The organism is Cutibacterium sp. LaCa_255, from assembly GCF_057458005.1.
In genome coordinates, this window is record NZ_CP190956.1 from 1,827,070 (window position 1) to 1,847,127 (window position 20,058).

General features: G+C 62.0%; 22 protein-coding genes, 1 tRNA gene and 5 pseudogenes. 19 read left to right on the forward strand and 9 right to left on the reverse strand.

Annotated features, from left to right (window positions below; genetic code table 11):
* The first annotated feature begins 201 nt into the window (after window positions 1–201).
* Complete coding sequence (locus ACP8ML_RS08240) at window positions 202–1,449, forward strand: peptidase T (RefSeq protein ID WP_117188596.1); 1,248 nt, start codon at window positions 202–204, stop codon at window positions 1,447–1,449.
* A 44-nt stretch (window positions 1,450–1,493) separates the two neighbouring features.
* On the opposite strand, the gene ACP8ML_RS08245 is transcribed toward ACP8ML_RS08240, so the two are convergent.
* Window positions 1,494–1,564 (reverse strand) — tRNA-Gly (locus ACP8ML_RS08245).
* Window positions 1,565–1,723: 159 nt separating this feature from the next.
* Here ACP8ML_RS08245 and ACP8ML_RS08250 point away from each other — a divergent pair.
* The 6 genes and pseudogenes from ACP8ML_RS08250 to ACP8ML_RS08275 form a co-directional block, all read left to right on the forward strand.
* Entirely contained in the window at window positions 1,724–2,173 is a 450-nt protein-coding gene (locus tag ACP8ML_RS08250) for a DUF2871 domain-containing protein (protein ID WP_117188598.1), read from the forward strand.
* Window positions 2,174–2,352: 179 nt separating this feature from the next.
* Window positions 2,353–2,550, forward strand: a pseudogene (locus ACP8ML_RS08255) (DEAD/DEAH box helicase); the annotation flags it as partial.
* Between the two features lie 25 nt (window positions 2,551–2,575).
* A pseudogene (locus tag ACP8ML_RS08260) lies at window positions 2,576–3,136 on the forward strand (DEAD/DEAH box helicase); the annotation flags it as partial.
* Window positions 3,129–4,152: pseudogene (locus ACP8ML_RS08265) on the forward strand (UvrD-helicase domain-containing protein); the annotation flags it as partial. The pseudogenes ACP8ML_RS08260 and ACP8ML_RS08265, both read left to right, overlap by 8 nt.
* 253 nt (window positions 4,153–4,405) lie before the next feature.
* Window positions 4,406–5,635 (forward strand): IS110 family RNA-guided transposase, encoded by a 1,230-nt coding sequence (locus ACP8ML_RS08270; RefSeq protein WP_486702910.1) that lies wholly within the window; start codon window positions 4,406–4,408, stop codon window positions 5,633–5,635.
* Between the two features lie 22 nt (window positions 5,636–5,657).
* A pseudogene (locus tag ACP8ML_RS08275) lies at window positions 5,658–6,752 on the forward strand (3'-5' exonuclease); the annotation flags it as partial.
* 159 nt (window positions 6,753–6,911) lie between these two features.
* On the opposite strand, the gene ACP8ML_RS08280 reads toward ACP8ML_RS08275, so the two are convergent.
* From ACP8ML_RS08280 to ACP8ML_RS08310, 7 genes and pseudogenes are all read right to left on the reverse strand, one after another.
* Window positions 6,912–8,345 carry an HIRAN domain-containing protein gene (locus tag ACP8ML_RS08280; RefSeq protein ID WP_036975374.1) on the reverse strand — a complete coding sequence of 478 codons (1,434 nt, stop codon included), beginning with the start codon at window positions 8,343–8,345 and terminating at the stop codon, window positions 6,912–6,914.
* 506 nt (window positions 8,346–8,851) lie between these two features.
* Window positions 8,852–9,898 (reverse strand): tyrosine-type recombinase/integrase, encoded by a 1,047-nt coding sequence (locus ACP8ML_RS08285; protein ID WP_117188695.1) that lies wholly within the window; start codon window positions 9,896–9,898, stop codon window positions 8,852–8,854.
* Between the two features lie 309 nt (window positions 9,899–10,207).
* A pseudogene (locus tag ACP8ML_RS08290) lies at window positions 10,208–10,867 on the reverse strand (HNH endonuclease family protein); the annotation flags it as partial.
* 332 nt (window positions 10,868–11,199) lie between these two features.
* Window positions 11,200–11,646: a hypothetical protein gene (locus ACP8ML_RS08295; RefSeq protein WP_117188691.1), complete on the reverse strand. Its 447-nt coding sequence runs from the start codon at window positions 11,644–11,646 to the stop codon at window positions 11,200–11,202.
* A gap of 9 nt (window positions 11,647–11,655) precedes the next feature.
* Window positions 11,656–12,540: a hypothetical protein gene (locus ACP8ML_RS08300; RefSeq protein WP_117188689.1), complete on the reverse strand. Its 885-nt coding sequence runs from the start codon at window positions 12,538–12,540 to the stop codon at window positions 11,656–11,658.
* Between the two features lie 77 nt (window positions 12,541–12,617).
* Window positions 12,618–13,025, reverse strand: a complete 408-nt coding sequence (locus ACP8ML_RS08305) for a M78 family metallopeptidase domain-containing protein (protein WP_117188687.1) — start codon at window positions 13,023–13,025, stop codon at window positions 12,618–12,620.
* The gene (locus ACP8ML_RS08310) at window positions 13,012–13,494 is read right to left on the reverse strand and encodes a hypothetical protein (RefSeq protein ID WP_171048542.1); all 483 of its coding nucleotides are present in this window, start codon (window positions 13,492–13,494) and stop codon (window positions 13,012–13,014) included. Before ACP8ML_RS08310 ends, ACP8ML_RS08305 begins: the two co-directional genes overlap by 14 nt.
* 229 nt (window positions 13,495–13,723) lie before the next feature.
* Between ACP8ML_RS08310 and ACP8ML_RS08315 the strand changes: the two genes are divergently transcribed.
* Window positions 13,724–13,993, forward strand: coding sequence for a helix-turn-helix transcriptional regulator (locus ACP8ML_RS08315; protein WP_171048541.1), 270 nt, complete (start codon window positions 13,724–13,726; stop codon window positions 13,991–13,993).
* 632 nt (window positions 13,994–14,625) lie between these two features.
* Here ACP8ML_RS08315 and ACP8ML_RS08320 read toward each other — a convergent pair.
* Window positions 14,626–15,036: a hypothetical protein gene (locus ACP8ML_RS08320; protein ID WP_117188684.1), complete on the reverse strand. Its 411-nt coding sequence runs from the start codon at window positions 15,034–15,036 to the stop codon at window positions 14,626–14,628.
* A 53-nt stretch (window positions 15,037–15,089) separates the two neighbouring features.
* Between ACP8ML_RS08320 and ACP8ML_RS08325 the strand changes: the two genes are divergently transcribed.
* Genes ACP8ML_RS08325 through ACP8ML_RS08375 form a run of 11 tightly spaced genes read left to right on the forward strand, consistent with a single transcriptional unit; the run spans window position 15,090 to window position 20,058 of the window.
* Window positions 15,090–15,935, forward strand: coding sequence for a phage antirepressor KilAC domain-containing protein (locus tag ACP8ML_RS08325; protein ID WP_249361188.1), 846 nt, complete (start codon window positions 15,090–15,092; stop codon window positions 15,933–15,935).
* Window positions 15,932–16,132: a helix-turn-helix domain-containing protein gene (locus tag ACP8ML_RS08330; protein ID WP_117188682.1), complete on the forward strand. Its 201-nt coding sequence runs from the start codon at window positions 15,932–15,934 to the stop codon at window positions 16,130–16,132. Before ACP8ML_RS08325 ends, ACP8ML_RS08330 begins: the two co-directional genes overlap by 4 nt.
* Window positions 16,129–16,332: a hypothetical protein gene (locus ACP8ML_RS08335; RefSeq protein WP_117188680.1), complete on the forward strand. Its 204-nt coding sequence runs from the start codon at window positions 16,129–16,131 to the stop codon at window positions 16,330–16,332. Before ACP8ML_RS08330 ends, ACP8ML_RS08335 begins: the two co-directional genes overlap by 4 nt.
* Complete coding sequence (locus tag ACP8ML_RS08340; protein ID WP_117188678.1) at window positions 16,329–16,679, forward strand: hypothetical protein; 351 nt, start codon at window positions 16,329–16,331, stop codon at window positions 16,677–16,679. The genes ACP8ML_RS08335 and ACP8ML_RS08340 overlap by 4 nt, the downstream gene beginning before the upstream one ends.
* Window positions 16,676–16,948 carry a hypothetical protein gene (locus tag ACP8ML_RS08345; RefSeq protein WP_117188676.1) on the forward strand — a complete coding sequence of 91 codons (273 nt, stop codon included), beginning with the start codon at window positions 16,676–16,678 and terminating at the stop codon, window positions 16,946–16,948. The genes ACP8ML_RS08340 and ACP8ML_RS08345 overlap by 4 nt, the downstream gene beginning before the upstream one ends.
* Window positions 16,945–17,184 (forward strand): hypothetical protein, encoded by a 240-nt coding sequence (locus ACP8ML_RS08350; RefSeq protein WP_138774608.1) that lies wholly within the window; start codon window positions 16,945–16,947, stop codon window positions 17,182–17,184. Before ACP8ML_RS08345 ends, ACP8ML_RS08350 begins: the two co-directional genes overlap by 4 nt.
* Entirely contained in the window at window positions 17,181–17,360 is a 180-nt protein-coding gene (locus ACP8ML_RS08355; protein WP_117188672.1) for a hypothetical protein, read from the forward strand. Before ACP8ML_RS08350 ends, ACP8ML_RS08355 begins: the two co-directional genes overlap by 4 nt.
* Window positions 17,357–18,295, forward strand: coding sequence for a YqaJ viral recombinase family nuclease (locus tag ACP8ML_RS08360; protein ID WP_117188670.1), 939 nt, complete (start codon window positions 17,357–17,359; stop codon window positions 18,293–18,295). The genes ACP8ML_RS08355 and ACP8ML_RS08360 overlap by 4 nt, the downstream gene beginning before the upstream one ends.
* A 10-nt stretch (window positions 18,296–18,305) precedes the next feature.
* Window positions 18,306–19,112: a recombinase family protein gene (locus ACP8ML_RS08365; RefSeq protein WP_117188668.1), complete on the forward strand. Its 807-nt coding sequence runs from the start codon at window positions 18,306–18,308 to the stop codon at window positions 19,110–19,112.
* Window positions 19,109–19,570 (forward strand): hypothetical protein, encoded by a 462-nt coding sequence (locus ACP8ML_RS08370; RefSeq protein WP_117188667.1) that lies wholly within the window; start codon window positions 19,109–19,111, stop codon window positions 19,568–19,570. The genes ACP8ML_RS08365 and ACP8ML_RS08370 overlap by 4 nt, the downstream gene beginning before the upstream one ends.
* On the forward strand, window positions 19,567–20,058 hold the full coding sequence (locus tag ACP8ML_RS08375) for a single-stranded DNA-binding protein (RefSeq protein WP_117188665.1): 492 nt from the start codon (window positions 19,567–19,569) through the stop codon (window positions 20,056–20,058). The genes ACP8ML_RS08370 and ACP8ML_RS08375 overlap by 4 nt, the downstream gene beginning before the upstream one ends.

Below are 20,058 nucleotides of genomic sequence, written 5' to 3' on the forward strand. Positions count from 1 at the left end.
GGAACACACATTCCATCCGATTCTAGCGATGTGGTGGCATGCGAGCCAATGAGACGCCTTCGAGGTGATCTGATGGTCCGCTACCCGCGTTTTTCCAGAGTCACCACGCCTATGCCGACTATTCCCCTCGGCCGCACGCAGATTCTGGAATGATCCCGATGATGATTCGTCCGTGCATTCGCCCATGAGAGGAAGCCCGCCGTGAGCACTACATCCATCGAACTCCAGGACGCTCTCGCCACTCGTTTCCTGCGCTACAGCGCAATATCCAGTCAGAGTGACGCCTCCGCCACCGTTGTTCCCTCCTCGCAGGGGCAGTGGGAATTTGCGCAGTTGCTGGCCATGGAACTCGAGGAAGCCGGCGTCGAGAACATTCATCTCAGCGACACCTGCGTGCTGACGGCACGGATCCCATCGACCCTGCCTGATGGCACGAAGGCGCCGACAATCGGCTTTTGCACCCACCTTGACACCGCTGACTCAGGCCTCAGCCCAGACGTCCACGCCCGGATCATCGAACACCCCGGTGGGGACATCCACCTGGGTGGTGACCAGTGGATCCGCCGTGAGGAACACCCAGAGATCGACGCCTACGTGGGCCAACGCATCCTGGTGACCGACGGAACCAGCGTGCTGGGGGCCGACGACAAGGCTGGCGTGGCGTCGGTGATGGAGGCTGTCGTCACATTGATGGCCGATTCGCGGCCCCATCCGGAGGTGTACCTCTCCTTCGTACCCGATGAGGAGATCGGACTGCGCGGAGTACGGACGATGGACCTCGAGCGATTCCCGGTCGACTGGGCGTACACCCTGGACTGCTGCGAGCTCGGTGAGGTGGTCGAGGCCACCTTCAACGCCGCCTACGCGACGGTGGTGATCGAGGGAGTTGCAGCCCATCCGATGAGCGCATTTGGCGTTCTGGTCAATCCGATCCTCGTTGCCCACGACCTCATCGGGAGGTTCGACCCGGCCCAGACTCCGGAGTGCACCAAGGACCGCGAGGGCTACATCTGGGTCGATGCCATCCACGGCGACCAGTCGGCGACGACAGTTGATCTGAACATCCGTGACCACGACCGTGCCCGTTTCGAGGAGCGCAAGGACGAGATTCGACATGTCGTCGAGCAAGTGCGCGCAGCTCATCCTCGGGCGCGGATCGACGTCACCTTCGAGGACATCTATGCCAATCTCGAAGACTCCAAGACCCCCGACAACGCGATCGCTGCCCAACGATTGCTCGACGCCATGTCGGCCGTGGGAGTCGAGCCCATCCACCGGTCAATGCGTGGTGGGACCGACGGCTCCTGGCTGTCCACCCAAGGCATCTTCACCCCGAATTTCTTCACCGGCGCCCACAATTTCCATTCCCGATGCGAATTCCTGCCGCTGCCGAGTCTGGAACGCAGCCATCAGGTCGTCATGGAGCTGATGCGGGGAGCCTCGTGCTGATAAAAGAAATTCGCCCCGTGCCAGACGGCTCGGGGCGATCAGCGAGCGGATGACGGGAATCGAACCCGCGTAGCCAGTTTGGAAGACTGGGGCTCTACCATTGAGCTACATCCGCATGTCCCCAACGGGACCCCGACAGCATACATGGATTGACCGTTGACGTCACATCCGTCGTGGCACGGTACGTCGGAACGTCCTGAACCCGTCCGCTCGTCACCCAGATATCAACCTTTCGGACCATGTCCACAGCCGATTCCCATGATGTGATGGCCTCATGACACCGTTGAAGAAGCTTGCAACCTGCGCGGCGACCTGGTTAGTCATTGGCCTGGTCGGCGGAGTGTTCTACCGCGAGTTCACCAAGGCCCACGATTTCACCGGCTGGACCCAGCTCAAGGTGGTGCACACCCACAGCCTGGCGCTGGGCTTCATGCTGACCCTCATCGCGCTCCTCTTAGAGCAGGCATTCACTCTGTCGCAGCACCGCGGTGCCTTCGCCACGTATTTTTGGGGATTCAACCTTGGCCTGGTGGTGACGATCACCACGCTCGTCGTCCACGGCATCATGCAGATCAACGGACATACCGACGTCTCCCCCGTGATCTCCGGCATTGCAGGACTTGGACACATCGGCCTGTCCGTCGGTCTCATCGGCCTCATGGTGGCCCTGTTCACGTCACTGCCCGCAGGCAAGAATCAGGATCAGCTCACGACTCCTCAGTGACCACTCAGCGGAGTGACCCTTGGACAAGGGGTGAACGCTCGTCGTATATCGTTCGCATGCAGATACCGTCACGACGGTGTCTGCCAGCGCAACGAGTGGTCGAGTCCGCCCGATCGGCGACGGACGCGTCGTCATTGGCGCCGAGACGGGCGGTAGCAATCACGAGGATGGAGTTGACCATGACGATCACCGTCGCGCCAGGTTCCGTCGTCCAAGTGTGTGACGAGGAGTGGCTCGTCAGCACTGTTGAGCAGACCGACGACGGACAGCTCGTGACGGTTCAGGGCTTGTCAGACCTCGTCCGTGGCACCACGGCGACGTTCTACGAACACCTGGACACCATTCCGCTGGATCCACGAGAAGCGACCCCGGTAGCCGCAACACACGCCTGAGGATACGCGCATCTGGTGGAGTGAGGACAGCCTCTTGAGCATTCGGACCCGACTACGACCGGTCAGCTTCCCACCGGCCAGCGACATCTGCGTTGTTCTCGACGACGACGCCAACGAGTCCGATTTCTTGGACGCGTGGCGTCGGTGGCTTGCGCTGAGCAACGCACTCATGCTGCGCGATGCATCGGACCAGACGGTCATCCTCGGCTGTGCCACACCGCAGCAGCCGAGTGGGCAGGAGACGGCCGTCACCACGCCGGCGATCGACATTGCACACGTCCCCTGGCCCGCCGTCTTCGAGATCCTCGACCCCTCACCCGAGCATTCCGATCTGTTGCAGGATCTCGCGGCGCATGGGGTAGCTGAACCGGTGGCCGGCGAGGAGATCGGTTCCGAGGGCATCATGCTTGACCTGTCATGGCCCGAGGAGGGTATAGCAGTCATCTTCGAATCGGAATCCGGCGACGAGGAACTACTGGCCAAGGACGGATGGACACTGGTGCAGGCAACAGCACACGACATCACCGCGGCGTTGGAAAACGTGGAGTCGGGGGAAGGACACCATGGCTGAGCCGACGATCGTCATGTCGAAGCAGGCGAATTCCTCAAGGCGAAGACGTACACCTTCCTGGCCAAACTCGCCGCCGATGACGCGATGCCCGGCCTGAATGTCGAGAAGGTGAAAAACTGCCGCGACAGCAGAGTACGGACCGGCCGCGTCGACGACCAGTACCGCGCCGTGCTGTTCAAGATCACCGGTGAGGGGCGTAACCACTATGTCCTCGAGGGCATTTACAACCACGACCAGGCCTACAACGTGGCCTCGCGCGTCGAACTCGCCATCAACCCTCTCAACGGAATCCCTGAGATCAAAGAGGCTGAACCGTCCAGCGACGCCGACACTACGAGTGTCAGCAAGCCATACGTCAGCGCCCCCTGACGAGCCCCGTCCAAGGATCCTCTCCCATCATCACCGCTGATCGGGCAGACATGCTGTCCCTCGGGCTCGACGCCAACCTCGTCGATGCCGCACTCACTCTCACCAGCGAAGACGCCATACTCGACATGGCCGCGCCGCTGAGTGGGTGGCAGGGGGCCGCACTCATCAATCTGGCCACCGGCAAGACGCCAGACCAGGTGCGCGAGGAGCTGCTCGAGCCGCCGGAAGAGTCCGAGGCAGAACAGGAACCGGCGCCCCACAAGGACGTGTCTCGCGAGTCTGACGCCGCGCTGCTCAATAGTCTGCGCAGCCCTGCGGCGGCCATGGAATTCGCCATGATTGAGGGTGAGGACGAGTTGCGACGGGTCATCGAGGACGGAGACTTCGGGGCGTGGCGAGTGTTCCTGCATCCGACACAGCATCGATTCGTCAACGGCCGGTGGAACGGGCCGTTTCGGTTGGGCGGCGGGGCCGGAACCGGCAAGACTGTTGTCATCCTTCACCGGGCTGCATCGCTGGCTCGCGAGAACCCCGATGCCCGCATCGTCGTCACGACTTTCACGACGAACCTCGCCAATGAACTGTCGGAGACCCTGAAGTCACTTGATCCGACCCTGCCGCGAGCGTCCGCGCTGGGGCAGTCAGGGCCGTCCTCGGAGCCCCCCCGTTACCTTGCTGGTGGCCCCGTAAGGAGGGGTCACGGTCGTCGGGCCCGGCATGACTTGCTGCCCCTGTCTCATGAATGATCCGGGGGGTGTTGTCACCGGGCTTGGTGGCGCCAGCCGACCGCTGATAGGGACACGGCCTGCTTCAAAGGTCTCTTCGTAACGTGGGTGCCGGCAGCTGATGCATCACCACCCGGGCGACCGTTCATCTCGGGATGGAAGGATGGCGGTTGTCATGAATCAGGACAGCGGCTTCGACATCTGGTGCGGGCTGGACGTTGGCAAGACCGGCCACCACGCCTGCGCATTGGATGCTGCTGGCCGGAAGGTCTTCGACAAGCCCCTGCCCCAGGACCAGAAGCGCCTCGAGGAACTCTTCGACAAGCTCCAGACCCATGGCCGGGTCCTGGTGATCGTTGACCAGCCGAACACAATCGGAGCACTACCCATCGCGGTCGCCCGGTCCATGGGAATCCAGGTCGCCTACCTGCCCGGGCTGGCCATGCGCCGCGCAGCAGACCTCTACCCGGGCAACGCCAAGACCGACGCCCGCGACGCGTTCGTCATCGCCGACACCGCGAGGACCATGCCCCACACCCTGCGCCGGGTCGACGCCGGCGAGGAAACCCTCGCGGAGCTGAAGGTGTTGGTCGGGTTCGACGAGGACCTCGCCGCCGAAGCGACCCGGCTGTCGAACCGCATCCGAGGATTGCTCACCCAGATCCACCCGGCCCTGGAACGCGTTGTCGGACCCCGGTTGACCACCAAGCAAGGCCTCGCGGTGATCGAGCAGCTCGGCGGGCCCCAGGCCATGGCCGCTGCGTCGAAGTCCAAGCTGCTGCGGGTCATCAGCAAGGCCTACCCGCGCGGCGCCCAAGAGTTCGCCGATGCCATCACCACCGCCCTGGCCGAGCAGACCGTCATCGTTGCCGGAACCGCCGCAGCCGAGCAGGTCCTGCCCCAACTCGCTGCATCGCTGCGCCAGACGCTGGACCAGCGACACGCACTCGCGGCGCAGATCGAACAGGTTGTTGATGCTCACCCTCTTGCCGAGGTCCTGACCTCGATGCCAGGCGTCGGGGTCAGGACCGCAGCACGGATCCTGCTCGACGTCGGCGACGCCTCCCAATTCCCCACCGCCGGACACCTCGCCGCCTACGCCGGACTCGCCCCAGTCACCCGACGATCCGGAACCAGCATCCGCGGCGAGTTTCCCGCCCGCTCTGGCAACAAACACCTCAAACGAGCCCTGTTCCTGTCCGCCTTCGCCGCACTGCGCTCAGACCCCACCTCCAAGGCCTACTACGACCGCAAACGAGCCCAGGGCAAGAAGAAGCACAACGCCGCCCTCATCTGCTTGTCACGCCGACGCTGTGATGTCCTGTTCGCCATGCTCAAGAACCGGGAGCCCTACCGGGCCCCCACCCCAACGCGAGAGCCATCACCCCTGCCCCTCGCCGCTTGACGGGGAACATAGGGACACCCCCCCCCGCACTGATCTGACCGGGCGCACGCCGTCGCGGCTGTGGCGCGACGTCGTTGATCAGGCTCGCGGCACCGTACCCGAGCGGCTGGCTCACCACCGACTGCTCGAGACCGAGTACGAGCACATTGTCTTGCCGAGTCTCATCACGACGCAGGAAGAGTATCTGCGGGTGCGACGCCCCGGGCGAGGTTTCCGACTCAATCGTCGCGATCGTGATGAGGTGTGGCAGCTGGTGAATGCGTATCGCGAGCGATCTCGTATGGATGGCACCATCTCGTTCGTCGAGGCGGCAGCTATTGCCGGGCAGTACCTCACCAGCCATCGTGACGTCGCCGATCATGTCCTTGTCGATGAGGGCCAGGACCTCGCCCCGGCCCACTGGAGGCTCATCCGATCACTGGTGCCCGAGGGGCCGAATGACATCTTCATCGCTGAGGACTCTCACCAGCGCATATACGGGCACCGGTTGGTGCTGTCGCGCTACGACATCATGACGAGAGGCCGTTCGCGGCGACTCACCCTCAATTACCGCACCACGGCGCAGATACTTCGCTGGTCGGCCAAGGTGCTCGAGGGCGGGTCCTACGTAGACCTGGATGGTGGCGACGACGAGCTAACGCAGTACCGGTCGGCTCGACGCGGACCTGAGGTCTCCACCCACCCGTGTGGCACAATCACCGAGGAGTTCAACGTCCTGGCCCAGGTCGTCGGACAATGGGCGAGGGGCGAACAACCCGAGACCACGGCGGTGCTGGTGAGGGACCGGTCACAGCGCGAGCGAGTAGTAGATGCGCTGCATGAACGGGGAGTACAGACCCGAGCCGTTGATCACGGTTCGATACCGCCGGGGGCGCCGGTCGTCATGACCATGCATCGTGCCAAAGGCATCGAGTTCAGCAAGGTGTACCTCTTGGGGGTCTCCTCGCGGTCCATCCCCATGGGCATCAAGGCATACGACTTCGATCAGGATGAGAAAGACCAGGCTCTGCTCCGGGAGCGGTCGCTGCTGTACGTGGCGGCGTCGCGAGCCCGCGATGAGCTTGTCGTGAGTTGGTCCGATCAGCCCAGCCCGTTGCTGAGCGCCTCCGTTTCGGCTGGGGATGCCCAGCACATCTTGAGAACGCTCGAGCCTTGGAATACCGGTCAATGGCTGCTCCGAACAGTGAGCTCGAGACATTCTCGCATTGCCATGAGCTGCCGTGGCCGATCAGAGTCCCGGTGAGACGCTCAGCATGAATTCACCTGATGGATAGATTCACCGGTATGGCGAAGACACCGGAGCTCCCGCTTCTCCGACGGGCTTGTTGGCGTGCCCATGTACGTTGTCGTCGACCCACTCTGGAGGTAATTCGCTGCCTTTGGCAGCCTCGAGGACGAGATCGACTTTCAGCTGGTTACCGGTGACCCTGCCGTGACAGACCAACGCAATTCCTGCGTCCTCGCACACTTCGACGACCGGAAGAAAGTGCTGACTCGTCTGGGTTGACAACAAGCCCACCATCTCACCGCACACCTTGACGCCAACCACTGTTTTCTGAGTCGTCTTGAGTTGTTTTATGCAGGATTCAAGTTCTGCCACCACTGGCACGGAATGCTCGCCGTCAAGTAGGCCCAACAGTGCCTCCATGTGGTCCTCTTCTCGGGTCACCTGCACCTTACGACCCCGCGGCAAGACTGCGACTGGCCCCTGTGGCATTCCGACGGGGGTCGCAATCTCATCGGGTAGCGGCAATGCGATGCTCGCTCCGGCTCGAAAACCGCGCTGATACGTCATCCAGATCGATGCCGGAACTGACAAGCATCGATCCGAGGAGTCAAGAGCCTCGACCACATTGAGATATGATTCCCTCACTTCATCTGGGACCATTCCAACTTGGACATCGTCGATGAAAACGGCAAGTTTGTGATTCACGGTCAGCCTTATGTGGGCGTCGAGATCATCCAGCCGAGCCTTGTCATGCTTACCGTTCTGACCATAAGACTGACAGACTCGAGAAATGCCAGCTTTGGATTTCTTCGTCACCACCAGCTTACGGCTACGGGTACATGGCCCCCACGGGTGAACTGGCACTTGTGTGCGAGCCATCACCGATGCCGACGGTAATGACAATGCGTGACCCCTCAGCAGGATGGGGCGTCGGCCCTGGTCCGTACCTTGTCGTGACAGCGCCGCACGGAGGGCATCATTCGTCGGCACCTCGACATAAGCGCCGAGGGTGCTCATGACGCGTCCGTGAACCTCCATTGACGTCACACCGAGGGCATCCCATTCTGGAGCTATTTCGGCGGCGGCCCATACCGACATGTAACCGATCTGATGACCATTTATGCTTACCTTGAGAGCGTTGTGGTCGTGACTATTCCGAGGTTCACGCTCAACGCATAACGTTGTTAATCCAACAATCGATCGGGGAACTGTGTAATAGCACATTCCGAAAACATCGTACCGTGTAACTCTGTCCCCGACGTAATAATTCGTCGAAGGCCCCAAAGAATCTACCTTGACAGCCACCCTTGCGGCAGGCAATACATTCTTGCTCCCAATACGATTACCAATGATCGCGAGCCAAAACCCAGCAGCTAACCATATTCCCGCTCTCGGTATGAGAACCATGGCAGAGACAACGAGAGCACACCACCACGGGTGGCGCGCCATGAAGTCCCTCACCACGTTCGTACCTTTGATCATACTTCGACCCATCGACCACTGGGCTGATTGACCTTGCCTGCCCCGTTCCGTTGACCACAACGACCAGTCTTGGATGTTGTTGTCGCCCGTATCGTCGTGGCAAGCACACAGCGGACCGGGACGATCCACGCCTGCTGTGGAGATGGGATGCCATCACCACGACTCACCGGAGAACCTCCGTGGGAGTACCCAGGTGCCCAATCCCTGCCCGTGGCGCCTACCCCCTCCACCAACGCTGATACTGGTAGACACCCGGAATGGCTTGCCGCGTACCAGCATGACCTTTGACTGCAATGGCATCAGGTGTCCTTGCAGACACGACGTAGCTACAAGCTTACACGAAGGAGCATCACCCAGGACGCGCTGGATGCAGTCCGAGGCTGTTCATTTTTCCTCACCGTTGTGGCATCACATTCCGCGCACAGCCGCACTTCGACTGAACACGAGGCGGTCGGGGCGACAGGACTCGAACCTGCGGTCTCCTGCTCCCAAAGCAGGCGTCACGCCTAGTCAGGAGATGACGCAACGGATTGGGTACGGTCGGCATCTGCCATCATGGCGTCCATGCGATCCGCCACATCATCCAGCCCGCGATCCCACAGATGCCCGTACAGGTCCAGTGTCATCGTCGCCGACGCATGCCCGAGCATCCGCTGCACGGCCTTGACGTCGGCCCCGCTGGCGATGGCCAGCGATGCAGCCGTGTGCCGCAGATCGTGGATACGCACCCCATCCCAGCCCAGTTGATCACAGGCCGGACGGAACCGCCGCTGCCGCCACGGGTCCTTGTGTAGCCGCCCTCCATGCGCCCCGCGCACCAACGGATCAGCCGGGTCGCGGGACAGATCAAGCATCGCCAGCACCGACGCAGGCACCGGCACATCGCGACCCCCGCCAGTCTTGGAGCGGTGAACCCTGACCCGGCGACGCCGCACGTCAACATCGCCGACGTTCAGCGCCAGAGCCTCCCCGATACGTAGACCTGTCGTGCCGAGCAGCCACACCAGAGCCGCCGAGTCGTCGCGGCCTTGGCCAATCTCGTCGGCCAGAGTCCGTAGCTCGTCCATGCTCAACGGGTGCACATCTCGGCGCACCTCGCGCGGTACTGACACTGACGCCAGATCGACCCGGCCAGCCAGCGCCCCCCGGGTGCACTGCAACACCTTGTGTTTGAGCGACGCTGACGCGGGGCCTTTGGCTGTGCGCAGCGACGCCAGCCACGCCTGCACGTCGGCGGCATCAACATCGTCAGGCGGAACGTCACCCCAGCGGTCACGCACATAGGAGGCCGCCAGCTCGGCTGCCGCGAAACCCTTGGGGCTCAGGCCGCGCTTCCCGTCCAGCCACACGCTCACCAGCTCACCGACGGTGCGCCCATCCTCGGGGCGTGGCGGCTTTGTTGTGAGCCGGATGGCGTGCAACCGGTCGGCCTCGGCCTTGGTGCGGCATGCCGTCGACGGCCAGCCCGGCACGACGACCCGGTAACGCTTCCCGCGACCATCACGCCGTGTCGGGTGACCGTGACGGTCACGCCACAAGTCCTGGACGGCCACCGGTCACTTTTCCCAGCGTAGACGGCCATCCTTGGCAATCTTGCACGTCAGCGTTGTTCCTTTTGTGGTCACGCCCTGTGCGCCTTCGTTTGTACAGAAGGCTCCCCCGTGAACCTTCCCCTCACTTGGCCGCTTCCTTGTCGATGAGCCGGGTTCTGCGTGATGCGTGGCTTTCTTGGTCGGCTTGGATGCCGTGTGGCGTTTTGTGGCCCCACTGGTCGCAGGATGGCGAGTCGCGGGGACTGTATGGCGAGGCTTGGCGGCATGGGTACCGCCGCTGTGGCCACGTACTGCCGGTATCACGGAACTGCTCGGTACTTTTTGTCCAGGGCAGCTATGCAGGATACCTGAGATGGCGTCGCGTTCGGGCTTGGTCACCCACAGGTGGTACTTCTTCTTCACTGCCACCTGGCGCGCCACATAGGAGCACCGGAACGGCTTGCCGGACGGCAGCCACGTAGCGGCATCACCATCACCCTTGGCCTCGTTTGTGGGGCCATCGACGGCTACCAGGTTCAGCGGATCGTTAGCGAACGCCTCCCGGCTGTCATCTGACAGCTGCTGAGCTCCGGTCTGCCACGCATTCGACAGGGCAACCACGTGGTCTACCTGAACAGCATTAGAGTGTGGACCACGCTTAAAAGCGATGGTTCGCCCGGTATAGGGGTCGGACAGGGTGCCGGATGCAACGGCACAGTCGCCCGTACCCGGCTTGTAGGTTTTGTTGGCCAAGTCGCGGCGCAGGATGTCGTTGCGGGTGTCGCAACCATTACGATCCACGTCGGCCCATGCTTGGCCGAATTGGTCTCGCGAGTACCAGGTCTTCGGGGCACGCCCCTTGACTGGCAGTACAGCAAGGGCAGCGGCGGCTGTACTCTGACCGACTTTCCCTGCCGCCTTGGCAGGCTTGGCGCTACTAGTAACAGCCGTGGATACGGCTGCCTGTGCGGCCTGACTCTGCGTCTCCACCTGCGCACTCTCGGACGCGGCACCACTCGGATCGGCGGCCTTGTCACCTTCGCCGCCACACGAAGCGAAAGCGACAATGACCACGACGATCAATGCAGCGACAGCTAGGCATCCGGACTTCTTCTTGTCCTTCCCGCTAGCGGTGGGGTTGGGGTTCTCATCGGGCATTTCTGCTCCCTTTCTTACGCCGCATCGATACGGCTCGTGATGTATGCGAGCTCCCACGTGTCGAGTGCCCTCAATCTTTGCCATGGATGATCCATGCCACGATCATGGCCCTAGGCTGTGACGCGTTACGTGCGCTCACAGTGAAACAAGCTTGCGGCAAGGATTCAGTTGTCGACGACCATGACAGTAAAAGCAAACACGTCGAGGGCTCTCCATGTTGCAGCGAGTGCGAGCCCCATGAGTGCCCAGCATGTGACCATCGCCGCGAGGGGGAAGGTCATGGCGATCGCCACTGCCACCAGTTGGGCGACGGAAGCGGCCAGCATGATGCTGACACACCACTTCCACGTGGTTCTCATATGCTTGCCAAGTTTTCTTCGTTGTTCCACCACGGCCTCGTTAGAGGACTGAAACAAGAACCCGAGCGAGAACGTCACGATCGCCGCCAAGACAGCGATGAGACTCGCTGTTGCGGTGGCAAGAGCACGAGCATCGTCACCACTAGCGGTCGGGATGAGCCAGGCGGCGACGCCGAGAACCATACCTACCAGGTCGCAACCGGCATGGTTGCGCACGAAACGGGCTACCACCCTTCCACGACGTCGCATCATGATGCCCTCCTAGCGCCTCTCGGCTTTCTTTATCCAGTCTTGCACCTCCTTCTGACGCTTCTCTGCTTCCCGCGCTACAGCCTCGCACATGGCTGCCGGGTCTAGCTGTTGAGGAAGTTCAACCTGCTGGGTGAGGCGATACTCGACCAGTCGGAGCACGTCTTGAGTGAACTCCGTGTCGGTCGGATACGCGTCTAGCTTCTTGAGTCCAGGGTCCCCCATAAAAACAGAAGTGAACTGCTTGAGTTTATCCTGCGCGCCCTGGTTGTTTTTCGGCCTTTTGACCTTGATGTCCATGGTGAGCTCGACTTCAGCGGACCCGAGGGCGTCGGAAAAAGACTCGAACGCTGAGCCGTAATCCTCGTTTTTAAGGCCTGAAAGCAGGTTAGTCGGGAATACGGTTGTTCGTACAGTCATGCGCTTGACCTTGCGAGCTTTCTTGAATTGGCTGATATCAGGATCGCTCATGATCGGTTCAGTCTTCCAAGCGCCTTCGCCGCCAGGGTCAAGCGTATTTGCCAACGCTTCGATGACCTTAACTCCGGGGGCCTCGGCGGATGCTCCAAGGACAGCGAAGGCGTTGAAGTCATAAAGAACTGCAATATTCACACGAGCGAGGTAACTGTCCTGGTTATCATCGGCGATGGGGGCGAATCGCTGGCCGTCCGTGCGTTGGTAGTCGTTTGGATCGACCCGCTTGCCCATAATGAGGGTTCCCTCGTCATGCAACTCAGCCTCATAAGATGACTCTTCCCCGAACTCGAAAAACGTTCCTTTCCTTTTCTGTTCGGAAAGCTTGGACCTCCACTGAACCTGGCGTGGTTTGCTGGAGGCGTCCATGCGAGAGGTATAGACGAGCCGAAAGAAGTGCAGCTTCTTGGTAGAACTGCTCATGCCTCGTGCCACTCCTTGCTGACTGCGTTCGGCTTGCTATTGTCACCAGCGCCAGTCGACATCATCGATTCCCCTTTTCATGCAGCCGCACAGACGTGCCGTCTCATGTGGTCACGCTCATCATCGGTCAAGTGAGCCAGTCTGGTCTGCAGCATGTCGTCCGTGACCCACAGATCAACCGCTGCATCCTGCGGTGTCGAGTCGGCGAGGACGTGTACCACGTCCTCGATGTCTGGCAGCAGCCACCGTGCCGTGGCGACCCTGACGCGCTCCTCACAGACGGGTGGCTGTGGCCCGAGGAGCCCTAGCTCGATGTGTGTGATCTCGTGCGCGAGGGTGGATCGTCGCTCCCGCTGAGTGAGCCCCTCGGCTATCCAGATGGTGCGCCCGTCCGTGGCTCCACGCCATCCGGCTGGCAGCCCACCCCACACGAGGTCGATGCATGGCCGCGAGCGCAGCCATGCCCACGGGTTAGGCGGGTTCATCGCCCCACTCTGCTTCCATGCGCTCGCGGTCGGTCGGAATGCCGGGGTTGTCGGCGGCGAGGGTGGCTTCCTCGCTCCCCGACGCCTCTAGCGGGCTCTTCTGAGCCTCAGACTGCCGGTCATCACTGTTACCTCCTTCATCATGGGCAGCGAGGATGGCGTCCATTACCGCCTCGACTGCCTGCTTCTCGCGATCCGTGAGGCTCTCGTAGCGCTTCCATCCACCCACGGGGGTGTATCCGGCCTCCGCCGACTTCACATCGTCGACGGACACACGGAGGATGGCAGCCAAGTCGACATAGGTGCGGTCCTCGCGGATTGCACGCTGCTTGCCGCTAGCGATACGCCTGAGCGTCTCGTACGTGATCGAGCCGTCCGGCAGATGAGCAGCCCGGTACGTCGCGATGAGGGATGACATCCCCAGATCGCGCTGCCGGTCAGCGATGAGCTGCTGGAGTGGCGTGGTCACGGAATCCATAATCGCCGCCTTGTGTCAGAGGTACACCACACAAGCATATCGGTTGTACAAGCATCTGATACCTATACAGCCGACGACACGCGACGCGACTAGGGAATACACGCTTTTCGCTTGCTTGTACAAGCGACAACCCGTACGGTTTTTGCACATGAGGTACTTGTATTCCAAGCCGAGAGCGTGCACGATGAGATCCACACACAGACGGAAGGGAGGCTCATGGATGAGGATCACCAACCCCGGTGCTGTCGGCCGCGCGAGACGACGTAGGTCACTGTCACAGACCGACCTGGCAGCCATCACGGGATGCACTCAGCAGTTCATCTCCATGATCGAAACCGGGACCACGCGAACCTGCTCCGAAGCGCTCGCGTTGACCATCTGCCGCAAGCTCGACATCGACGTGGAGGACGCCTTCGCCTACGGCGGGGACTCTTACGCGCCTGCCCATCCAAGCTCGCAGCGTGGAAAGCACGCGAGGGCAGCCGCATGACCACCACACCCACCCGTACGAGGTTCAACCCGCGTCTGCGTCAGTTGTTCTGCGCTCGACCCAGCGTCCAGGCGCGCTATGCACTCGCGGAAATCGGTATCGACGCCATTCGAGCTTCTGCCCGGTTGCGGGACGGTAGCGCACCAGGCTCCGACTGCGTCGTCGATCTGTACCTGAGACCCACGATATTTCGACCGTGGCCAGCTCGGGCCGCTCTGGTTGTGCGACCACCACGACGAACTCCACTCGACCGTTCCCGTCAAGGACGTTCAGACCGGGGTCCAGTTCCTGGCGATGGCGGCCCCAGTCCTCGACGTAGCAGTCGATGCACCGCACCTGAGGGTCGTACATCACGGCTGCACCGAGAGGGGCGAACGTGATCGCCCACCTCCCATCGGACAGTGGCGACCGAGCGACGGAGCTCCCGCTGGGTGGCCTGCGCCACCACGAGTCGATCAGTTGCCAGCACAGCCCGAGGAACGACAGGCACGTGACGGTCAGAACGACTCCATCCCACCAGTGCATGACCACATCATCCATCACCCACCCACACAGAAAGAAGCGCAGCATGATCAGTTGGTTCTTCGCCGCCGTCGCCATCGCCGGGGCTGTCGTCTCGGGGATTGGCGCATTCAAGACCTTTGCATCAGCAAGGCAATCCGACCGTGATCAGTCTCAAGGACGATCTGAGTCGAATCACCACCCCAGTGACCGATCGGGAGGAACCCCGCGAACTGGTGGGGGTCAATCGTGACCGGCAGCCCCTTGTGCCATTCCACGGAAGCCCAGTCCTGGCAATTGGCAACGCCGGTCACCGTCACCGGCTCATCAAGTGTGTTCTCCACCGCCCACGCCTTCCCTTCGACGTGGTGGAGGACTAACGCAGGGCGTCGCCCCTGCCGGGCGATCTCCCCCAGTGCCTCGCTGGCCTGTTTCTCGTGCTGGCCGGAGCGTCGAGCCCCCCATAGCGATAACGCCGCGAACACGATCGACACCACCGCAGCGATAGCCGACCACCACTGCGGGTCACTCATCCATCCCATGCCCCAATTCTCTCGTCAGCCCCGAGGCTAACCGTCCAGAAAGGACACATTTCATGTTACCCGAGCACGTTTCACGGGACCAGTACACCCACTCGCCCTTCGACCAGATCAAGCGCACCGATGAGCGCGGCGAGTACTGGTCAGCCCGCGACCTTATGCCACTCATGGGCTACACAAAGTGGCAAGCATTCGAAGTGCCTCTGAATCGAGCCATGAAGTCCGCCGAGGCACAGGGAGTCAACGTCGAAAATAACTTTACGGGATCCCGTAAAGTTTCTGGAGGCCGAGGACCCAGTCAGTTCGATTATCGCTTGACTAGGTTCGCCTGCTACCTCGTCGCCATGAACGGCGACCCCAACAAGCCCGAGGTTGCCGCGGCGCAGGCCTACTTTGCTGTGCGCACTCGGCAGGCCGAGACAAGCTCTGCCACTGTCGCCGAGCTGTCGCGCCGCGACCTGGCCCGCATGATCATCGACGCCGAGGACGCCCGCGAGGTCGCGGAGATGAGAGCGCGCGAACTCGAACCGGCAGCCCGAGCCTGGACGACTATGGCCGCCTGTCACGGCGACATGTCGGTTGACCATGCCGCCAAGGTCCTGTCACGCGACGCGGCCATCTCCACCGGGCGTAACCGGCTGTTCTCGTCGATGGCCGATGCCGGGTGGATATACCGCGCCGGGGACCGCAACCAGTGGCACGCCTACCAAACCCAGATCGAGAACGGCAGGCTCGCCCACAAGCTGTCAGGGCCATTCCTCAATCATCGCACTGGGGAGCTGGAGGTTCCGGCGCCGACGATCCGCATCACCACCAAAGGCCTGTCGGTCCTGCACCGCATCCTCGGCGGCACCGACGACCTGGACTATCTCCTCTCAAGCGACGAGGAGGCAGCGGCATGACTGACACCTTGCTCACTCCACGCCAGGCTGCGGCTCAGCTGCACATGAGCCCTCGCGCTGTCCGCGAGCTGTGCTCATCACGCCAGATCACCCACATCATGACGACTGGCCCCCAAGGCCAGGCCCGCTACCGCATCTCGCAGTCGGCAATCGCGGCGTTCCTGCGCGAGCACACGGTCACCAGGAGGCTGTCATGATCGCCCTCATTGTCGCCGCCGACGGGAGGGCTTTGGTTCTCGTCATGGCGATGGTCGCCGTCATCGTTGGCGCGAAGCTGCGCGACGATGCCGACAAGTCCGCCGACTGGTGCACTCACTGCGACGGGGCCACCGATAGCAAGCCCGGCTCCTGCCCGCACTGCCACGGCACCGGCATCGAACCGGAGGCACGATCATGAGTATCAACCCTGTGTTTTGTCTGGACTGCTGGCAGATCGACTACGGGGTGCCTCCCAAGAATGGCGTGGCGTCAGGCAGCCAGATGATGACGAACCATTGGGATCACTCGTTGCACGTGTTTGGCCCGCCGGATGATTATCCGCCACCAATGGCTGTCGTGCTGAAAAAGCTTGGTTCGGGGATTCCTGTCAATGTCATTGACATGTGGCTATTTGATCTCTCAATCGCCCTTGACGGCATTCAACCCAACAACGGCGTGACCCCTAGACCTCTCGACGACAACGACCCGAGCGGGCGAAAAATCGTGCTCGCCGAACTCGGCATTAAAGCAGAAGGAACAGCATGAGTGCGAATGAACCCCGCGCCATTGTCTGCCTAGATCAGGCATGGGTGAAGCTCATGTGGGTACTCGAATATCTCGCAGAGATTGGCCCTGACGACCTCGAAGAAATTGACCCCAACGAAGCCGAAGCGCACCAAGCCGCAATCGCATCGTTACGGCTCGGCCTTAAAACCTCGGAGGTGGCCCTATTTGACATATTCAAAACATTAGTAATCAAAGCCGACTCAGCAAAGGCGGTCGACGATTCAAGCGCGAAGAGAGAAACGGCATGAATGACACAACCAGCGTAGAAATGAAGCTCATGCGGGATGCATTATCACACCTCAACATTGCAGTAGATGCCTTGTCGGCCATTGAAGAGGGCGACGCGAACCTGTACTGGAATCGCGTCAGGGTGCCGGCTATTTTCGCCACGAAGGCTTCCCTTGAAATAGAAGAACTCCTCACCGCCCACGACACAGAGGCTGACCCGATAGAGGCCGGAGAGTATGAGGGGTGCGCGGAATGACGAGGGCCAGACAAGAATCCCTTCGGGCCGAGCGAGAGTTCCTGGCCTGGGTCAACCGGGCAGCCGACATCGAGGAGCACCCCTGCCCGGACTGCAACGGCTCGGGCGAGGCCAAGCACGTCGGGTTCTGCCGCACCTGTGGCGGTAGCGGAATCCTCATGGGGGCCCGACGATGAGACGCTCAGGAACAGCAGTAGCCCTCGGATCATGGCCAGACGGGTCGCCCGAATGGCTAGAGGCTCGCAAGAGCCGCATCGGAGGCTCAGACATTGCCGCCGTCATGGGGCTGTCGCCGTGGCAGTCACGGTGGCAGCTGTGGCACGACAAGCGCGGCCTCGAGGATGGGCAGTCGCCGTCGGCGCTGTTGGAGGCCGGGCACTATGTGGAGCCAGCAGCCGCGCAATGGTACGCCGACCATCACCTTCCTGGGGGGCTACATCTGCGCAACAGCGGCACGTGGGTGCACCAGGATCGGGATTGGCAGTTGGCCAACCCTGACCGGCTCATCGTCGACAACCCGCACTCGGAGCGGCATCCGGTAGGCGTCCTGGAAATCAAGTACACGCCCAACAACGCGAGCCAGTGGGGACGCGACGGCACCGATAGCCCGCCTGCGCATTATTGGGCACAGGCGCAGTGGTACATGGACGTTTTCGGCGTCGAATGGGCCGATTTCGCCGTGCTCTCTACGTGGGGGTTCCGCTGCTTCCACGTCGAGCGGGATGACGAATGGCTGGGCTACGCCAGAAGTGAGGCCCAATCATTCATCGCCATGCTCGAGCTAGGCATTGAGCCACCCGATACGGACACCACCCCAGCGGCACAGTATGCAGTCCAGCGCCTGAGGCACCCCAGCATCACCGACGAGCAGGTCACAATCACCGACCCCGGTGATCTGCGCGCCATCGGCCAGGCGGCACAGCTGCACGCCGCCGCCAGGGAGGCCACAGCCGAGGCCCGCGAGCTCGAAGACAACGCCAAGGCCATCCTCGCCGCAGCGATGGGCGACGCCCGCACCGCACTAGCCCCAGACGGCACCACGCTAGCCACCCGCCGAGCCCGCAAGGGCCGCGACGGGCAGCCCGGAAACCCCTACATCACCCTCAACTGAAAGGCACATCATGAGAACCGATATCGAGCATTACGAGCACGCCGCACAGCCGCAGGTAGCATCCCTGGGCGAGCAAATGGAGTATGCGAGAGCGCTATCGGCATCCACTATTCTTCCACCCGCATTCCAGCGCCAGCCCGCCAACGTCCTGATCGCTATGGAGGAGGCTCGCACTCTCGACGAGTCCCCGTGGACCATTATGCAAGAGATGGCGATTATCAGCGGCAAGCCATCTTTTAGCGCCAAATTCATGCGCACCAGAGTCCGCAAAGCCGGACATCTTTTGCGCGAATCATTTGAGAATGGCGTGGCGCGCTGTGTCATCATCAGAGCCGACGACCCGGATTTCGAGCATGTCGCCGAATGGGATCGTAAAAAGGCCGAGCAGCACGGATACTGGGGCAAAGGCCACTGGTCCAAGAATCCTGAGCTTATGCTGCGCAATCGGGCGTTGTCCGAGTGTGTGCGCGAAGCCTGCTATGAGGTCATGGGAGGTGTGGGATACACCCCCGACGAGGTGGCCGACTTCACCGAGCCCGTACGCCCAGCTGGTGTCGCCGTCTCCGAGCGCCGCCATGACGACCGACCCGACTGGAGCGGCATCCTCGCCGCGATGAAGGCCACCGGTGCCACCCAGCAGCAGGTCCTCGATATCGCCTCCTCGACACTCGGCAAGGAGGTGTCCACCCTAGGAGGACTCACCCAAGACGAGCTCGACACCACCGCCTCAGCCATTCTCGCCGCCTCCCAGGATGAGCCTAGCCAGCCCGTCGACGCCGAGGTTGTCGACGAGGCCACTGGCGAGGTGCAGCAGTGAACGGCGCCGGCAGATCGGTCAGCCTCGACCCCACCTGGGCAGAGAAAGCCCTGGCGCAGAGCCTCCAGTGGACGCCGCAGGGGTGCGCCACCGCCACACGGCGACAGATCTGGGTGCACAGCACCGACGGCGGCATGTACCTCCACGCCTCCCGCGTCGCCTACGCCGCCTCCCACGATTGGGTCACCCCCACCGGAAAGCTGGAGCGCACCTGCACGACACCGCAGTGCGTCAGCCCCCACCATCTGCGAATCGTCACCTCGGAGACCGCAGGAGATGACGTCGAGCCAGTCGACCTCGACCAGGTGGCCTACCTGCGATCCCATGGCTGGAGCTGGCGGCTCATCAGCGAGGCCACTGGCTGGAGCGCCGCCGACGTAGCAGCAATCCCTCACGTACGCCGTATCCACGAATCACTGAAAAAAGACGCTACTAGAACTTTGGAGAAGACCCCATGAACGGAGAAACACCCATCACGGTAATTGGCAACTTGACCGCCGATCCTGAATTGAGATTCACAAACAACGGCACCCCGGTAGCGAACTTCACCGTTGCGTCTACCCCGCGCAAGTTTGATAAGCAGCGCAACGAATGGGTAAACGGCGAAGCCTTATTCCTTGCATGCTCGGTGTGGAACCAGGTCGCCGAGAACGTCGCCGAGTCCCTCTCCAAGGGAATGCACGTCATCGTTCAGGGCAATCTCAAAGCCCGCTCCTGGCAGGACCGCGACGGCAACCGTCGCACTTCCTACGAGATCGACGTCAACGAGATTGGCCCGTCGCTGAGGTACGCCACAGCGAAGGTGACCCGCAGCCAGCCAGGCGGACGTCAGCCCGGCGGATGGCCCCAGCAGAGCGGAAACCAGCAAGACAACGGCAAGCCCCCACAGGCCGCCCAACAGCAGGCCGACCCGTGGACCCAGCAGACTGACGCGGCCCCATTCTGA

Bases quoted from the DNA above. Each gene is read 5' to 3' on its own strand.
- ACP8ML_RS08250 (WP_117188598.1), top strand. From the start codon at position 1,724: ATGACACCGTTGAAGAAGCTTGCAACCTGCGCGGCGACCTGGTTAGTC.
- ACP8ML_RS08270 (WP_486702910.1), top strand. From the start codon at position 4,406: ATGAATCAGGACAGCGGCTTCGACATCTGGTGCGGGCTGGACGTTGGC.
- ACP8ML_RS08280 (WP_036975374.1), bottom strand. From the start codon at position 8,345: ATGATCAAAGGTACGAACGTGGTGAGGGACTTCATGGCGCGCCACCCG.
- ACP8ML_RS08295 (WP_117188691.1), bottom strand. From the start codon at position 11,646: ATGATGCGACGTCGTGGAAGGGTGGTAGCCCGTTTCGTGCGCAACCAT.
- ACP8ML_RS08300 (WP_117188689.1), bottom strand. From the start codon at position 12,540: ATGAGCAGTTCTACCAAGAAGCTGCACTTCTTTCGGCTCGTCTATACC.
- ACP8ML_RS08305 (WP_117188687.1), bottom strand. From the start codon at position 13,025: ATGAACCCGCCTAACCCGTGGGCATGGCTGCGCTCGCGGCCATGCATC.
- ACP8ML_RS08315 (WP_171048541.1), top strand. From the start codon at position 13,724: ATGAGGATCACCAACCCCGGTGCTGTCGGCCGCGCGAGACGACGTAGG.
- ACP8ML_RS08320 (WP_117188684.1), bottom strand. From the start codon at position 15,036: ATGGGATGGATGAGTGACCCGCAGTGGTGGTCGGCTATCGCTGCGGTG.
- ACP8ML_RS08325 (WP_249361188.1), top strand. From the start codon at position 15,090: ATGTTACCCGAGCACGTTTCACGGGACCAGTACACCCACTCGCCCTTC.
- ACP8ML_RS08330 (WP_117188682.1), top strand. From the start codon at position 15,932: ATGACTGACACCTTGCTCACTCCACGCCAGGCTGCGGCTCAGCTGCAC.
- ACP8ML_RS08335 (WP_117188680.1), top strand. From the start codon at position 16,129: ATGATCGCCCTCATTGTCGCCGCCGACGGGAGGGCTTTGGTTCTCGTC.
- ACP8ML_RS08340 (WP_117188678.1), top strand. From the start codon at position 16,329: ATGAGTATCAACCCTGTGTTTTGTCTGGACTGCTGGCAGATCGACTAC.
- ACP8ML_RS08345 (WP_117188676.1), top strand. From the start codon at position 16,676: ATGAGTGCGAATGAACCCCGCGCCATTGTCTGCCTAGATCAGGCATGG.
- ACP8ML_RS08350 (WP_138774608.1), top strand. From the start codon at position 16,945: ATGAATGACACAACCAGCGTAGAAATGAAGCTCATGCGGGATGCATTA.
- ACP8ML_RS08355 (WP_117188672.1), top strand. From the start codon at position 17,181: ATGACGAGGGCCAGACAAGAATCCCTTCGGGCCGAGCGAGAGTTCCTG.
- ACP8ML_RS08360 (WP_117188670.1), top strand. From the start codon at position 17,357: ATGAGACGCTCAGGAACAGCAGTAGCCCTCGGATCATGGCCAGACGGG.
- ACP8ML_RS08365 (WP_117188668.1), top strand. From the start codon at position 18,306: ATGAGAACCGATATCGAGCATTACGAGCACGCCGCACAGCCGCAGGTA.
- ACP8ML_RS08375 (WP_117188665.1), top strand. From the start codon at position 19,567: ATGAACGGAGAAACACCCATCACGGTAATTGGCAACTTGACCGCCGAT.